10 protein-coding genes are annotated in these 15,358 nt (G+C 41.3%); 5 read left to right on the top strand and 5 right to left on the bottom strand.

Annotated features, from left to right (window positions below; genetic code table 11):
* Positions 1–63 precede the first annotated feature (63 nt).
* Complete coding sequence (locus HWQ36_RS23695; protein WP_292707063.1) at positions 64–3,447, bottom strand: EAL domain-containing protein; 3,384 nt, start codon at positions 3,445–3,447, stop codon at positions 64–66.
* 461 nt (positions 3,448–3,908) lie between these two features.
* Positions 3,909–4,793 carry a ParA family protein gene (locus tag HWQ36_RS23690; protein WP_292707060.1) on the bottom strand — a complete coding sequence of 295 codons (885 nt, stop codon included), beginning with the start codon at positions 4,791–4,793 and terminating at the stop codon, positions 3,909–3,911.
* Positions 4,794–5,192: 399 nt separating this feature from the next.
* Between HWQ36_RS23690 and HWQ36_RS23685 the strand changes: the two genes are divergently transcribed.
* The 4 genes from HWQ36_RS23685 (at position 5,193) to HWQ36_RS23670 (ending at position 11,973) form a co-directional block, all read left to right on the top strand.
* Entirely contained in the window at positions 5,193–8,543 is a 3,351-nt protein-coding gene (locus tag HWQ36_RS23685) for a PAS domain-containing protein (RefSeq protein ID WP_292707058.1), read from the top strand.
* 492 nt (positions 8,544–9,035) lie between these two features.
* A complete protein-coding gene (locus HWQ36_RS23680; protein ID WP_292707057.1) occupies positions 9,036–9,533 on the top strand; it encodes a response regulator in 498 nt (165 codons plus the stop codon).
* Positions 9,499–11,388 carry a response regulator gene (locus tag HWQ36_RS23675; protein ID WP_292707056.1) on the top strand — a complete coding sequence of 630 codons (1,890 nt, stop codon included), beginning with the start codon at positions 9,499–9,501 and terminating at the stop codon, positions 11,386–11,388. Before HWQ36_RS23680 ends, HWQ36_RS23675 begins: the two co-directional genes overlap by 35 nt.
* Positions 11,389–11,589: 201 nt before the next feature.
* Entirely contained in the window at positions 11,590–11,973 is a 384-nt protein-coding gene (locus HWQ36_RS23670) for a nuclear transport factor 2 family protein (RefSeq protein WP_292707054.1), read from the top strand.
* 114 nt (positions 11,974–12,087) lie between these two features.
* Here HWQ36_RS23670 and pyrR read toward each other — a convergent pair whose 3' ends face one another.
* The 3 genes from pyrR to HWQ36_RS23655 all read right to left on the bottom strand — a co-directional run bounded on the left by pyrR (position 12,088) and on the right by HWQ36_RS23655 (position 14,455).
* Positions 12,088–12,624, bottom strand: a complete 537-nt coding sequence (gene pyrR, locus HWQ36_RS23665; RefSeq protein ID WP_292707052.1) for a bifunctional pyr operon transcriptional regulator/uracil phosphoribosyltransferase PyrR — start codon at positions 12,622–12,624, stop codon at positions 12,088–12,090.
* A 103-nt stretch (positions 12,625–12,727) separates the two neighbouring features.
* Positions 12,728–13,699 carry an adenosylcobinamide-phosphate synthase CbiB gene (cbiB, locus tag HWQ36_RS23660; RefSeq protein WP_292707050.1) on the bottom strand — a complete coding sequence of 324 codons (972 nt, stop codon included), beginning with the start codon at positions 13,697–13,699 and terminating at the stop codon, positions 12,728–12,730.
* Positions 13,700–14,014: 315 nt separating this feature from the next.
* Positions 14,015–14,455 (bottom strand): Rrf2 family transcriptional regulator, encoded by a 441-nt coding sequence (locus tag HWQ36_RS23655; protein WP_012409421.1) that lies wholly within the window; start codon positions 14,453–14,455, stop codon positions 14,015–14,017.
* A 394-nt stretch (positions 14,456–14,849) separates the two neighbouring features.
* Between HWQ36_RS23655 and HWQ36_RS23650 the strand changes: the two genes are divergently transcribed.
* Entirely contained in the window at positions 14,850–15,263 is a 414-nt protein-coding gene (locus HWQ36_RS23650; RefSeq protein ID WP_292707048.1) for an AbrB family transcriptional regulator, read from the top strand.
* Positions 15,264–15,358: the final 95 nt, after the last annotated feature.

The raw sequence follows: 15,358 nt of genomic DNA, 5'->3' as shown, positions 1-15,358 counted from the left end.
AAGTGTAATTGATTTCTCAATTTTACAAGGTGTTTTTCCAAACAGAATTCGATACCAACCAACTTATCTCTTTAAAAAGTTTTTGTAACACAAGTTAGCTGCAAGTAGCATTTCTACTTCTGCACTTTCCATCGGTGGTAAGAAAAAATACCCTTGTCCATAATCACATTGTAACGCCTTCAGTTGTGCTAATTGTTCTACAGTTTCTATGCCTTCTGCTGTCACAGACATATTGAGATTATGAGCTAATGTCACAATCGCTCTTACAATTTCTAAATTTTCTCCTCGACTACCTATATTAGTGACGAAAGAGCGGTCAATCTTAAGGGTTTTGATAGGTAGTCGGTGTAGATAACTCAATGATGAATAACCAGTTCCAAAATCATCCATGTGCATCTCAACATTTAGCTCTGTTAACTGAGAAAGCACGGTGGTAGCTAATTCAAAATTATCCATCAACAGGGTTTCAGTAATCTCCAACTTCAAACTGCATGGCTCAAGTCCAGTTTCCTGCAAAATATGTTTAACTTGTTTAAACACATCGGGTTGCGTTATTTGTTTCCCCGAAAAATTTACGCTAATTGTCAAAGGTAGTGAGCTAGGAAATTTTTGATGCCATCTGTGCATTTGCTGACAGGCTTCAGAAAGCACCCATTGTCCGATACTAACAATCATTCCAGTTTCCTCAGCCAGAGGAATAAAATCTTGAGGCGAAATAAGACCTAGTTCTGGGTGATGCCAACGTATCAGAGCCTCAAATCCAATAATTTTGCCAGTTATAAGTGAAATAATTGGCTGGTAATCAAGGCGAAATTCTTCTTGTTTGAGCAGTGCATTTCGCAGAGCAGTTTCTAACTCTAAAAGCAAAGATGCACCCTCGTACATTTTTTGGTCAAAGACCTCATAGCGTGCTTTCCCAAGTGATTTGGCACGGTACATTGCAACATCGGCATCACGGAGAATATGCGCTGATTGTTCATAATCTGCCTTACTTAAAGCGATGCCAATACTAGCATTAGTAAATACTAAATGCTCATTTAATTGAAATGGCAAAGCTAGCACCTTTTTAATTCGCTCGGCTACCTGTATGGCGATACTAATATCCTCAATGTCCTCAATTAAGATAGTGAACTCGTCTCCACCAAAACGGGCAACTATATCTCCGGCTCGCAGAACCGACTTTAGCCGATGAGAAATTGCAATCAAAAGTTGATTTCCCAGTAGATGTCCCAGGCTGTCGTTAACAACTTTAAAGCGGTCTAGGTCTAAGAAGAGGACGGCAAATAAATAATTATTTTGCTGTTTGGTACGTTCTATTGCTTGTTGCACTCGCTCCATAAATAATCGTTGATTAGGTAATCCGGTTAGCCCGTCATGAAGACTATTATGAAGTAATTGTTCTTGTGCTTGTTGACGCTTGATAATGTCTTGTTCTAGTTGTTGATTCACTCTGATAAGTTCAACAGTGCGTTCTAAAACCAGCTGCTCAAGCTGATAACGATATTGAATTAATTCTTCCTCCACTAACTTCCGCTTAGTGATATCGCGGATAATAACAACATACTCCCGTAGCTGAGAATTAAATGGCTGTGAAATAGTCGATTCAACAATTCTTAGACCTTGGTTTATTTTTAAAGTTTGCTCAGTTCTGATAGACCATTGCTTTGGTTTGCCGTGATAGCATACTAAAAGTTGATTCAAGTTTTGCCCAAGCAACTCCTGAGAGTGTGTTTGAAATAATTCTTCAGCCGCAGCATTAGTCTGACAAATTTTACCGTTTTCATCTAAGACTAAAACAGTATCTGGAACAGTATCGAGAGTAGTGATAAATAGGCTTTTTGCTTGTTTGCGTGCTTCATCAATAGCAACGATTTGTGGTAGAGTTGTCCAGCAAGCGATCGCTACTCCAATCAAAGAAAGCGTTACTAACAGAATAGCTAGTAAAGAATTTTGAGGATTATCAGAAACTTTACCTAATAAATCGCGGATAACCCAACTGCTGGTAGCAGTAATACAAATTAATGATACCAGGACAATTACCTGTAGTATCAGAAAATCTGAATTGTTTGTACTAGACCGAGTATAGTAACGTTGTGTCCACCATTCTAACTGTAATGGCGCAAATCTTAAGCGACGTAGGCCGACATCTCCTATCATCAGAATAGTAGGTAATAATAATCCCACTAAAAAATCTCTCCAATTCCAAGCTAAACCTCCTACTATTAGAACTACCGCTTCTAAACAGAAAAAACCAAGTGACCACCAAGGCCATAACACCTGGGGTTTTCCCCGACACAGCCATAATCCCAGATGTAATCCCATAATGGACATTAGATAACAAGTGCCTGCTACTGTGACAAGTTGAGATACATTTCCTAAATTTAGACACAGCAAACTGATTAGAAAGGTAATGAAGATAGCAGGCCCAAGGACACCTTGACGGGAAACTAAAGCAAATATGGGAGAAATCTGTCTGTCTAAGGCAAGTTGGTATAATATTCGAGGAGAATTGGAAACTGCCGTAGCAGAACTTAGAAGGCAAGATACAGTAATCAAAAGTGTTACTAGAAACGAGGCAGATTCACCCCAAAAAGGCTTAGAAGCCGCTACCAGATTTAAGAACGCATCGTTACCTATTGTGGGATTTTGACCCGAACACATTAATACCCAAGAACCACCTAAAAAGACTGGAGGAATTAGCCAAGCAGCTACGGTTAAGAAGCTTAAAGTTTTATACGGATGGTGGCTATCAGCTACAAAAGAAGAAGTGGTTTCACAAGCATAAATTGAATAGCTAGCTAGAAAAAACCATTTAGCCCATTCTTGAAAGCTCAGACTATGTGTGCTAGTTGGGATAAATTTAAAACTCGCAGTTGAGAAGACTGACCATAAAACGCCTTCAATTGAAAACAAAAGCAGTAATAAAATCGCTGGGAATACAAAAAATAAATGTAAGAGCGCTAAAGCACGAGTGCCACTGAACGCTAAAATAAAAGGAATCGCTGTAAATAAAACTTTTAATAAAGTTTCTGGACAAGAAATACCTAATGTTTCAAAATTGACTTTAATTAGGTCTGTGAGAATAATCGCATACAGTGCCGGAGCTGCTGCCCAGCTAAAAAAGTATCCTAATGCTACGTAACGACCTAAGCCAGGAAAATTTTTTAATAGTCTTGTGGTATAATTTGGTGTTCCTCCAGCGACATCTGGCCAATGTCTACCTAGACTTTGCACCTGCAAGTTCAGCAAAAAGGAAATGATTGTGCCAACAAACCAAACTAAAATAGCTTTAGACCCTAACGCTGCATGAATAATCGGGGCAGTACCAATCCATCCCACATGACCAGTTAAGCCAAAGCCCCAGGTTTCGAGATAACTCAGAGTCCGTGGTAAGCGTATTACCAAGCTCTGATTTTTCTCTACCGATATAGAATTGTTAGTAAGCATTGTTTCTTAGTAAGATTTACTGACCTTTTCACTCAATAGCCGAATCTCGCTGCATATAGCTTCCGTATAACTGCTGAACTTATAGAAAAGATAACTTACCTATAGCAATCCTATCTAATTTATGAAAATTCGTGCCGTCAAGATCCCCGACTTCATAAAAGTTGTCGGGAATCTAATTTTTAATGAATGATTTAGGACTGCTATATTACCCTCATTAGCTTACTGGTTAGGTCTTTATAGCTGTGACTAACCTTTGTAAATATATAGGCGATTAGAATATAGCCTCCGGCACGCTAACGCGAACCCGTTTACACAAACGAAGTCGCCTACGTAGACTCTAGGAATTTGAAACCCACGCAGGTGGGTAAAGTCTTGTATAGCCGCGTTCGCCCTTGGCGTGCCGGAGGCATCATTCTATTCGCTAGGGCAAGTGTGTTTTTACACTCATTGAGATGCTCCCCTTATAGCTTTTGCAACAACTCCTGAGCTAACTGAAAAAACGCTTTTGAACCAGCTGATTGGGGAGCATTTAAAACAGCTGGCATAAAACTATCAACAGCCTTAGCAACATTGACATCAACTGGTATTTGTACTTTACAAATTTTCTCTACTCCGAAATCTTCTACAACGCGGTGCATCACTTGTTTATAGTATCTGCCAGTGAGAAGGTTAGCACTAGACATACTGAATACAATTCCCAGCATTTTTATATCTATTTTGGTTTCATGTCCATGACTGTCTTTTAATTGGGCGATGCGTCTTTCTAGTAGTTGAATACCCACCACAGATAAGGGTTCTGGTTTCGCCGGAAGGATGTAGAAATCGCTGGCAGCTAAAGCACTACGAGTCAATAAATTATATCCAGGGGCACAATCGAGAAGGATAAAATCATATTCTTGACGGACTGGTTTTAAAATGTTATTAATCAGCACTCTTTCAAAGCGATTCCAAATAGTTTCAAAGTCCTGTTCTCCTAATGCAGTTGCTTGTTGATGTAGCATTTCTGATACAACAAATTCATCATATAAGTCGATGTCTCCTGGTAATAAATCCAGTCCGGGAAGATTACAAACCTGGGATTGAATGATATCTTGAATTGTCAGTTTTGCTTGTGGGTCTGGATTGATAATTTCGTCTATCAGATACCTAAATGTTTTGCTTTGTTTACGACGCTTGGCAAAATCTAAAGGCGACATCAAACTGAGTGTGGCGCTAATTTGGCTGTCTAAATCAAGTACAAGCACCCGCTTGCCATGATTTTTAGCTAGACAGGTAGCTAAGTTGACAGTGAGGGTGGTTTTACCAACGCCACCTTTCATATTTGCAGTAGCAATTACATATCCCATTGGTTGAGTCCTCTGTTGATGCATTCACATCTAGGTAGCGTACACCTCTCTCGATTTATTAAATCTTCCATTAAATTTAATATTTTCGGAAACTAAATGAAGAGGCAGGGGGCAGGGGGCAGGGGGCAGGGGGGACAAGGGGGGCAAGGGGGCAAGGGGGACAAGGGGGGCAAGGGGGCAAGGGGGGCAAGGGGGGCAAGGGGGACAAGGGGGACAAGGGGGACAAGGGGGAATTATTGAATAAGTCTCTTCCTTGTCTCCCCCCTCATCCTTGTCCCCCTTGTCTCTTCTTCATGCCCAATGCCCCCTGCCCCCTTGCTCCCTACGTAGATTAGTTGACATCCTCCCAGGAATGCGAAAAAGTGAAATGAAGGGCGATCGCTCCCAGGATAAACTCAAATGACTAAACTGATTCTGGTTGTAGACGACGACAATTTCATGCGAATGCATCTGTGTAAGCAATTGACAGATGCAGGGTATGAGGTGGAAGAAGCAAGTAACGGGCTTGAGGCGATCGCTATCTATAGTCGCCTCCACCCAGATATAGTCCTGTTGGATATCATGATGCCGGTGATGGATGGGTTTAGTTGCTGCGCTCACCTGCAAGCACTTCCCAACGGCAAAAATACACCAGTGGTAATGATTACCGCTTTTTCCGACCAGGCAACCGTAGATAAAGCTTTTGCTGTGGGTGCAACTGACTTTATTACCAAACCGATTCAATGGCCAATATTACATCTAAGATTGCGCCGTCTTTTGGAAGCTCATCATGCCATGCAGGAATTACAACAGCAAACTGCACAGGCACAATTGCGGGAAGTCCAACTCAGGATGGCATTAGATGCTGCTCGTATGGGTATCTGGAACTGGGATCTGCCGACGAACAAAATTACTTGGTCAGATAATCTGGAAGCCCTTTTTGGCTTAGAGAAAGGCACTTTCAACTATACATATCAAGCTTTTATCAACTGCATTCATCCCCACGATCGCGATTTCGTCAGGCGATCGCATCAGCAAGCTATTGAGGCTGGAGTCAAATATGATATCGAATTTCGAGTTATTTTACCCGATGGGAAAATTCGTTTTTTAGCAAACAAAGGAGTTGTCCTTGCAGATACCTCTGGTATGGCTGTGCAAATATCTGGGGTATACATAGACATCAGCAAGCGCAAGCAAGCAGAGGAGGCGCTAGAAGTTCATGCTAACCAGCAAGCAATAGTTGCAGAACTAAGTCAAATGGCTCTAGCTGGTACAGATTTGACTGCACTGATGAACTCATCTGTAACAATGGTTGCCCAATGCTTCAAAGTTGAGTTTTGCAAAATTTTGGAACTACTGCCAGACGATCAAAGATTGCTACTACGGGCTGGAGTCGGTTGGCAATCTGGACTTGTGGGAAAGGCGATCGTTAGCGCCGGAATAAATTCTCAAGCTGGCTACACTCTGCTTTCCCAAGAACCGGTGATTGTTGATAACCTCTGTGCCGAAACGCGATTCAATGGGCCACCACTGCTACATGAGCATCAAGTGGTAAGCGGCATTAGCGTGGTGATTCATGGCAAAGAGCATCCTTTTGGTGTCTTTGGGGCACACACAACCAGACACCACACTTTTACCAAAGATGACATTTCTTTTCTCCAAGCTGTTGCCAATGTTCTCGCTACAGCCATTGAGCGCCAACGGGTGGAAAACGCACTCAAAGAAAGCGAAGAACGCTGTAAGTTAGCCGTGCAGGGCAATAATGATGGCATTTGGGACTGGAATGTTAAAAATAATCAAGTATTTTTTTCAACTCGCTGGAAAGAAATGCTTGGTTATGCAGAACATGAAATTTCCAATCATTTAGACGAATGGGTAACACGAGTCCATCCAGATGATATTGGATTTGTCAGACAAGCGATCGCCGATCACTTTGCTAAGATTACCCCGTTTTTGATCAGCGAACATCGAGTCCGGTGCAAAGATGACACCTATAAATGGGTTTTAGATCGCGGTCAGGCAGTGTGGGATGAAGATGGTAATGTCGTGCGGATGACAAGTTGCCATACAGATATCACTGAACGGAAACTAGCAGAAGAACAACTGCGTCAGAGCGAAGAACGTTTCCAAATAGTTGCCCGTGCTACCAACGATCTTTTATGGGACTGGGATTTGCTGACTAATGAGGTGTGGTGGAATCAAGCTTTAGAAGAACTTTTGGGTTACTCGAAACAGCAAATAACATTCACTGCTAATTGGTGGTATGAACACATACATCCAGACGACAGGCAAAGAATCGCCTCCCAAGCGCGGGCACTGATCGATAGCGGTAAAAAATTCTGGTCAAATGAATACCGCTTTCGTCGCAGGGATGGTTCTTATGCCTATATGTTCGATCGCGGTTATGTCGTTCATGACCAAACAGGTAATCCAGTGCGGATGATGGGAGCGATGATGGATATAAGCGAACGGCAAGCTGTACAGCGCGATCGCGATCGCGCCCAAGCAGCATTAGAACTTCAAAATTTGCGATCGCAACTATTCGCTAATATCACCCTGAAAATTCGTCAGTCTTTACAAATCGATGAAATTCTCCAAACCAGTGTCACAGAAGTGCAAAAGCTACTGCTTGCCGACCGAGTATTAATCTTGCGCCTACAGCCAAATGGTTCTTTCATGGCGGTTCAAGAGGCAATAGTTCCCGGTTTACCTGTTGTGCTAGGGCAGCAAATTATCGACCCTTGCTTTCGTGATGATTACATTGAGAAGTATCGTCAAGGGCGAATTAGTATCATTAACGATATCAAAGAAGCTGATATCCAACCTTGCCACGTCGAATTACTGCAACGATTTGCCGTTAAAGCCAACCTTGTAGTCCCGATTTTCCTCAAAAATCAACTGTGGGGGCTGCTAATTGCCCATCAATGCGCCCATCCCCGCCAGTGGACTAATTGGGAAATTGAACTTTTGCGACAGCTAGCAGATCAAATCGGCATTGCCTCAACTCAGAGCCTAATCCTAGAACAAGAAACTCGGCAGAGGCAAGAACTCACCCGTTCTAATGAAGAACTAAAACAATTTGCATTCGTCGCCTCCCACGATTTGCAAGAGCCACTGCGTAAAATTAAAACCTTTGGCGATCGGCTCAAAACCACCTGTGGCGACACCTTAAGCGAACAAGGACGTGACTACCTAGAACGAATGCAGAATGCTGCATCAAGAATGCAGACATTAATTGAAGACTTGTTAACACTTTCACGAGTTACTACCAGAGCGCAACCTTTTGTATCAGTAAATCTCACAAAGATTGCCCAAGAGGTATTGTCTGATTTAGAAATTTATGTGCAGCAAACTGGAGGAAGTGTAGAAATAGGAGAGTTACCCACCATTCAAGCCGATCCTGTACAGATGCGTCAATTGCTGCAAAATCTCATTGGTAACGCCCTCAAATTCCATCGCCCACAAATACCACCAGTCATCAAAATCTATAGTAAAATATTAAACAATCAAGCAGATAGCATATCTAATAATTCTGAACTTTGCCAAATCATTGTAGAAGATAATGGTATTGGTTTTGAAGAAAAATATCTCGATCGGATTTTTAACGTTTTTCAACGTTTGCATAGTAGCATTGAATACGAAGGCACTGGCATAGGTTTAGCAATCTGCCGGAAAATAATTGAGCGTCATCATGGAAATATCACAGCCGAAAGCCAACCTGGGCAAGGAGCGAAATTTACGATCGGATTATCAATTAATTCCCATTCTTGATTTTTATTCCTGGAGAGGGATTAATACTAAATCCCAAAATTAGCTTAATTGTACAACTGCCATCCGTAATTTACTGATGTATTGTACAAATCAACCATAATGTTAATTCTTAATAAGATTCGATTATTTCCGGCTATTGGCAACCACCACAGCGATTTGTGGTTAGACATCGCCTTCTATTAGCAAAGAAATGAAGAAGAATTCAGAAGGGGCTAAACCCTAGCTATCCGCTAACAGAATTCAGGAATCAGAATCAATCAGTCGCGGGTCTTAAACCCGATTATTCATCCGCCAATCGTACAGAATTCAGAATGAATTCTGTACGATTGGCGGGGCGTTTAGCCCGTCCTGACTCCTGAATTCTATTCGATAAACTTTCATATCCTAAACAAATAAGTTGCATAAGTAATGATTTTTGTCAACGGAGGAGTTACCATCTATGCCAGGTTGATAACTTGATTCATAATAATAAATCACTGCAAAGGAGACGATGTGGAGGGTCGAAAAAGAAATCTCACCATCTTAATGGCTGATGATGATGAAGACGACGGCATCTTGGTTCGTGAGGCATTGGCAGAAAGTCAAGTGCCAATTGAACTATACATCGTGAGTAATGGTGAAGAATTGATGGATTATCTGTACCATCGTGGTAGATATGCTAACAGCAGCAATTTACCGCACCCTGGTTTGATTTTATTAGATTTGAATATACCGAGAATTAGCGGTATTGAGGCACTCAAAGAGATAAAATCTGATCCCCAATTGCGGCAAATTCCAGTCGTAATACTGACAACATCCCGAAGAGAAGAAGATATATATAATACTTATGATTTAGGCGCTAACTCCTTCATCATTAAGCCAGCGCCTTTTGCCTCATTAGTTGAGGTCATGGACACTCTAGTTAAATACTGGTTTGAAATTGTGAAACTACCACTAGAAGCAGTGGGAGATAAACATGGACAACAGCCCTATCAAAGTTTTGTTCATTGATGATGACGAAGATGACTATGTTTTGACTCGTTATTGGTTCAGTGAATTTCAAGTAGCAGACTGCGAGTTAGAGTGGGTAAATAATTATGAAGCAGCAAGAAATGCGATCGCTCGCCACCAACATGACGTTTATCTTGTAGACTACCGTTTGGGGCTACACAATGGACTGGAACTTTTACGCGAAGCAATTGCCAACGGCTGTTCTTCTCCCATAATTTTACTAACTGGTCAGGGCGACTGGGAAATAGATATCGAAGCGATGAAAGCCGGAGCCGCAGATTATCTCGAAAAAAGCCAGTTGACAGCACCTCTGTTAGAGCGTTCTATCCGCTACGCCATCGAGCGCAAACAGACAGAACATAAAATCCGCGAACAAGCCGCTTTACTAGATGTTGCCACCGATGCAATTTTTGTGCGTGATTTAGACGATCAAATTTTATTTTGGAACAAAGCTGCTGAGAGTCTGTACGATTGGAAAAAAGAAGAAGCAATCAATAAGAAGACACAATTTCTCTGGCATGAAAAACATCCGTCTAAAGTTCAAGAAGCACTCAGTGTTTTGATGAAAAATGGCTCTTGGGAGGGCGAATTACAGCAAAAAACAAAATCAGGTAAAGAAATTATTGTCGAAAGCCGTTGGACACTAGTACATGAATTTGGCAATAAAGCACAATCTTTCCTCGTTGTTAACACTGACATCACCCAAAAAAAACAACTTGAAGCGCAATTTCTCCGCGCCCAGCGATTGGAAAGCATTGGCACTTTAGCCAGTGGTATCGCCCACGACTTAAATAATATTCTTGCGCCCATTTTGCTGACAGCCCAACTGTTAGAGGCACAAGTCCACGATGAGCGTTCTCGGCGACTGTTGCCAATATTGATTACAAACACTAAACGCGGGGCAAACTTAGTCAAGCAAGTATTATCTTTTACTCGCGGGCTTGAAGGCGATCGCACAATATTGCAATTAAAGCATTTAATAATAGAAATTCAGCAAATTATTAGAGAAACATTTCCCAAATCCATTGAAGTTTCCACTCAAATTTCGCAAAATCTTTGGACTGTATCCGGTGATGCCACCCAACTGCATCAGGTACTGATGAATTTATGTGTTAATGCTCGTGACGCTATGCCAAATAGTGGAACTTTGAAAATATCGGCGGAAAATCTCTTAATTGATGAAAATTACGCCAAGATGCACATTGAAGCTAAAGTTGGTCATCACGTTGTTATTACTGTTACTGATACAGGAATGGGGATTAAATCAGAAATATTAGATCGGATATTTGATCCATTTTTTACTACCAAAGCACTCAATAAAGGTACTGGTCTTGGTCTGTCTACAGTCCTTGGCATTATTAAAAGCCACGGCGGTTTCATCAACGTATACACCGAACAGGGAAAAGGTAGCCAATTTAAGGTCTATTTGCCAGCACAAGAAGCGGCGGAAACCATAGAACAAGAAGACCAGGGACTACCTTCAGGACAAGGAGAATTAATTTTAGTTGTAGATGACGAAGCTGCCATTCGAGACGTAACAAAAACATCCTTAGAAAGCCACAATTATAAAGCAATGACAGCTAGTGATGGCATTGAAGCAATAGCCTTATATGCAGAACATCGAGACGAAATATTTCTTGTCTTGACTGATATGGTCATGCCGTCTATGGATGGGATAACTACTATCCGCACGCTGCGAAAAATTAACCCAGATGTCAAAATTATTGCCGTCAGTGGACTCACTTCGACTGATAAAGTTAATACAGCTTATGATATGGGTATCAAAGCCTTTTTATCCAAGCCTTATACAGCTAGCCAATTATTGCAAACTATTAGCACAGTTAAAAAGATTTAGGAATTGGGAATTGGGCATTGGGAATTACTAATTTACTTGTCAAACTTGAAGGTTATAATTTAGTAACTCCTAACTCCTAATAGACTTCCAAAGAAAAAAACATCCCAAATTTTCTTGTGGGATGGGTGTCCCCACCCAACAAGATAGATAATTTATTTCTTGGAAGTACCTAACTCCTAACTCCTAACTATTAAATTCCCCATGACGAAGGATGAAGTCTTAGCGGCTAATGTAGCTTTTTATCGAGCTTTTGAAAGAAAAGATATTGAGATAATGAGTACCGTATGGTCACAAGGAACTGGTAGTTTTTGTATTCATCCTGGAAGTAATATACTACGAGGTTGGAAGGAGATTCGCACCTCCTGGGAGCAGATATTTAAAAACACAGCTTATATTGAAATAAACACAGATATAATTGCTACAGAAATAGTTGATAATATTGCTTATGTTGTGCTGAGAGAAAATGTATTCCAAGTGGTGGCTGGGAGAAGACTTGAAGCACAATCAACAGCTACAAATGTATTTCACTTTCTTGGTGGAAAGTGGTATTTAGTTCATCATCATGGCAGTCCAGTTTTGCGGTGAGGAATGGGGAATGGGGGATGAGGGAGATGAGGGAGCAGGCGAGCATACTTCGACTACGCTCAGTAACCGGGGGAGCAGGGGAAGAATTAATGACAAATGACTAATGACAAATGACTAATGACTAATCAACTCTACTGCATCTCGTCCATCGTAATTTTGTAAGTAAACTTTCACAACTTCTTCTTTAGCAGTAGGCAACTTTTTTCCAATAAAATCTGGGTGGATTGGTAATTCTCGATGACCTCTGTCTACTAACACAGCTAAACGAATCACCTCTGGTCTACCATAATCGTTGACTGCATTCAAAGCAGCGCGAATTGTCCGTCCCTTGAAAATCACATCATCCACAAGTACAACCGTTTTCCCCGTAAGGTCAAAAGGAATTTCACTTTTCGTTGGAGTCCGCAATCCAATTTTGTCAAGGTCATCTCGATAAAATGTAATATCCAAAGCGCCAACTGACACGGCTACACCTTCTAGCGTCTCAATCTGACGCGCCAACAATTCGGCTAAGAACGCACCCCTGGTATAGATACCAAGAAGTACCAGTTGAGACAAATCACGCGTCCTTTCCACAATTTGAGAGGCCAGGCGAGTTAAGGTACGACGGATTTCTTCGGATGAGAGAATTTCAACTACTTTGGCAGACATAGGGAATGATAAGTTAGGAGTGATGAGTTAAGAGTTAGGGGTAGAGACGCGATTAATCGCGTCTCTACAAGAGTTAGAAGTTTTTATTTCTTAACTCCTAACTTTACCTGTTGGGGAGGATTAAGAATATTGCGATCGCTATGCCTAACCATAGCAAAAAACAAGATCGAGTCAGCTGCAAAGCATTTTGAATAGAAGTTGCAGTAATGGGATAAATCGCATCTCCTAGCAGTGGTTTGTACTTAGCTACCCCACGATACCAATTTGTACCTCCCATCTGCACACCCAAAAAAGCAGCATAGACACACTCACTCCAGCCAGAGTTGGGACTAGGATCGTTAATTGCATCCCGACAACAAATTCGCCAAACGTGCATTGGTTTACCCGATAATAGCGCCAGAGTCACGACTGTTAATCGACAAGGTAGCCAAGTCAAATAATCTTCTAACCGCGCACAGAACCATCCCAAATAAGTATAGGGTGCTTCTCGGTAGCCCACCATTGAATCAAGAGTACTGCTGGCTTTGTATGCTAAAGCCAAGGGAGTTGGCCCCACAATTGGCACAAACACACCAACAATTGCATAAAAAAGCGGAGCCATCACTCCATCGGTGGCATTTTCTGCAACCGTTTCTAAAACGGCTCGCAAAATTTCTGCTTGTGAGAGGTTTTGCGTATCTCGACCAACGTAATTACTTAAAATCTTCCGAGCCTTCTCCAAATCTCCTGCTGTTAAAGGTTTTAAAACAGCTTCTGCTGCTACTCGCAAACTTCTGCCAGCAAAACAACTAGCCAAAAGAATGGAATTAATTGTAATTCCTAACAATGGATGAACCCATCTGGCAATTTGAATAATCAAAAAACCAACCAGACCGCTACCAATTATTAGGATAATCCCTAGTGCAATTCCAGCTAGGCGTTGTGTAAGAGGATTTTTACACAATTGAAGAAAAAATTTGCTTAGGCGAGAAATTACCCACCCCATAATTTGCACTGGATGAGGCCAATCCCAAGGATCGCCAATTAAGTAATCTAAAAATGCAGCAATTATTAATATATAGATGCTATCAGTCATAAGTCACGAGTCAATCAATTTTGGATTTTGGGTCGCACCTTTGGTGCGCTGACAGCGCAACTTGGATTTTGGATTGACCCCAGGCATGTTAGCGTAGGGTACGAAGTCTGGGTATTTGGCTCTGATAGCGCATCAGAACGAGCGTCGGATTTAAATTGAGGATTTTCGATTTGTTCTGCCCACGAAAGCGTTGCGGGACGAATTACTAGGCGGGGGGGTATCAACCAAAAAATCTAAAATCTAAAATCTAAAATGCGTAGTCAATATTTAGACTATTGACCGGAGCAACGGAAACGTCTCCGGCTCCGCTTTTGACTAAACCACAAAACTAGCTTCTTCCCCAAGGGAAGCTTGCCAGCTACGAGCATCGTAATAAAGGTCTGCCAGAGTAATACTGTACAAAGCTTCTTTGAGCTTTTGGTTGAGTCTCTGCCAAAGGCTAAATGTTACCCAATCTTCAGCTTGTGTAGGTGCTGGGGTGTGATGGGGTAAATGGCTAGTCTCGCCAACTGCTTCTAAAATTTGTCCTATAGATATTTGTGCAGGCTCTCTTGCCAATTGGTATCCGCCGATGCTACCACGAATTGATTTAACTATTGACGCACGACGCATTTCTATTAGTAGTTTTTCGAGATAAGGAGCAGGGATATCTTGGCGTTTAGCGATCGCTCTTACAGATACAGGCCCATATTTTGGCTGTAAACTCAAATCTAGCAACGCCTTTACACTGTAGTGTCCTCTGGTAGTTAGTTTCATTTTGGCAAGCTTTGTTGTTTATCCTTTGTCATTTGTCCTTTGTAAATAACCAATAACCAACGACCAATAACTAAGGATCAGTTTTACTTATCATTCTGTAACTCAATTATCATCCTCAGCAAATAAACAACCTTTTGAGCGTTAGTTTAGAAAACTTAAACAAGTATAGTTTAGCAGTGATTTACAAACTATATATATAGCGTTCAGCATTGCCAGCATTCTCTAAAATAGATTGTCTTGACAATATTGTTAATGGCATAACAATTGTGCATCTGAGTGTAATATACTTGGCTAGGTTGAGATAAAAACTAAAGGATTATGTTCCTATTAGCTCAACCTCAGCTAAAATAAAATCGATTCCAACACTTCAAACATTCATTTTCGACCTAAGTTGATGCCTAAACAGAAAAAAATTGAACCCTTACTCGGTGAAGAACTGCTCAAAAAAGTCAAAGAGCTAGAGAGCGAGAGCAAAGAAGACAAAGCCAAGAAGTGCGGCTACTATACCGTTACCAAAAACGGTATAGAGCGCGTCAATATGATGAAGTTCTTAAATGCCCTAATTGATGCTGAAGGCATTCAGTTAGACAGTACACCCAGCGCTAATGGGCGGGGTGGACGTAGTGCTAGCTATAGAATTAGTGTGCAATCGAATAATAACTTACTTATAGGTTCAGCTTATACAAAACAGATGAACCTGAAACCAGGAGATGAGTTTATCATCACTTTAGGCAAAAAGCACATTCGTCTGAGACAGGTAGATCCAGAAGATCGGGAAGGTGATGAAACCATAGAAGCCACGGCTTAATAAATGGTCATTAGTCAATTGTCATTTGTCCTTTGTAAAAACCAATGACCAATGACCAATGACCAATGACCAATGACCAATGACCAATGACCAAT

The sequence above is a fragment of the Nostoc sp. NMS2 genome (assembly GCF_017115105.1).
Classification (GTDB): Bacteria; Cyanobacteriota; Cyanobacteriia; order Cyanobacteriales; family Nostocaceae; genus Nostoc.
The sequence above is the reverse complement of the archived record's forward strand: the minus strand, read 5'-3'. Positions and strand labels throughout refer to the sequence as shown.

What these genes read in the sequence shown, in the direction of transcription:
- HWQ36_RS23695 (WP_292707063.1), bottom strand. Translation starts at nt 3,447, where the DNA reads ATGCTTACTAACAATTCTATATCGGTAGAGAAAAATCAGAGCTTGGTA.
- HWQ36_RS23690 (WP_292707060.1), bottom strand. Translation starts at nt 4,793, where the DNA reads ATGGGATATGTAATTGCTACTGCAAATATGAAAGGTGGCGTTGGTAAA.
- HWQ36_RS23685 (WP_292707058.1), top strand. Translation starts at nt 5,193, where the DNA reads ATGACTAAACTGATTCTGGTTGTAGACGACGACAATTTCATGCGAATG.
- HWQ36_RS23675 (WP_292707056.1), top strand. Translation starts at nt 9,499, where the DNA reads ATGGACAACAGCCCTATCAAAGTTTTGTTCATTGATGATGACGAAGAT.
- HWQ36_RS23670 (WP_292707054.1), top strand. Translation starts at nt 11,590, where the DNA reads ATGACGAAGGATGAAGTCTTAGCGGCTAATGTAGCTTTTTATCGAGCT.
- pyrR (WP_292707052.1), bottom strand. Translation starts at nt 12,624, where the DNA reads ATGTCTGCCAAAGTAGTTGAAATTCTCTCATCCGAAGAAATCCGTCGT.
- cbiB (WP_292707050.1), bottom strand. Translation starts at nt 13,699, where the DNA reads ATGACTGATAGCATCTATATATTAATAATTGCTGCATTTTTAGATTAC.
- HWQ36_RS23655 (WP_012409421.1), bottom strand. Translation starts at nt 14,455, where the DNA reads ATGAAACTAACTACCAGAGGACACTACAGTGTAAAGGCGTTGCTAGAT.
- HWQ36_RS23650 (WP_292707048.1), top strand. Translation starts at nt 14,850, where the DNA reads ATGCCTAAACAGAAAAAAATTGAACCCTTACTCGGTGAAGAACTGCTC.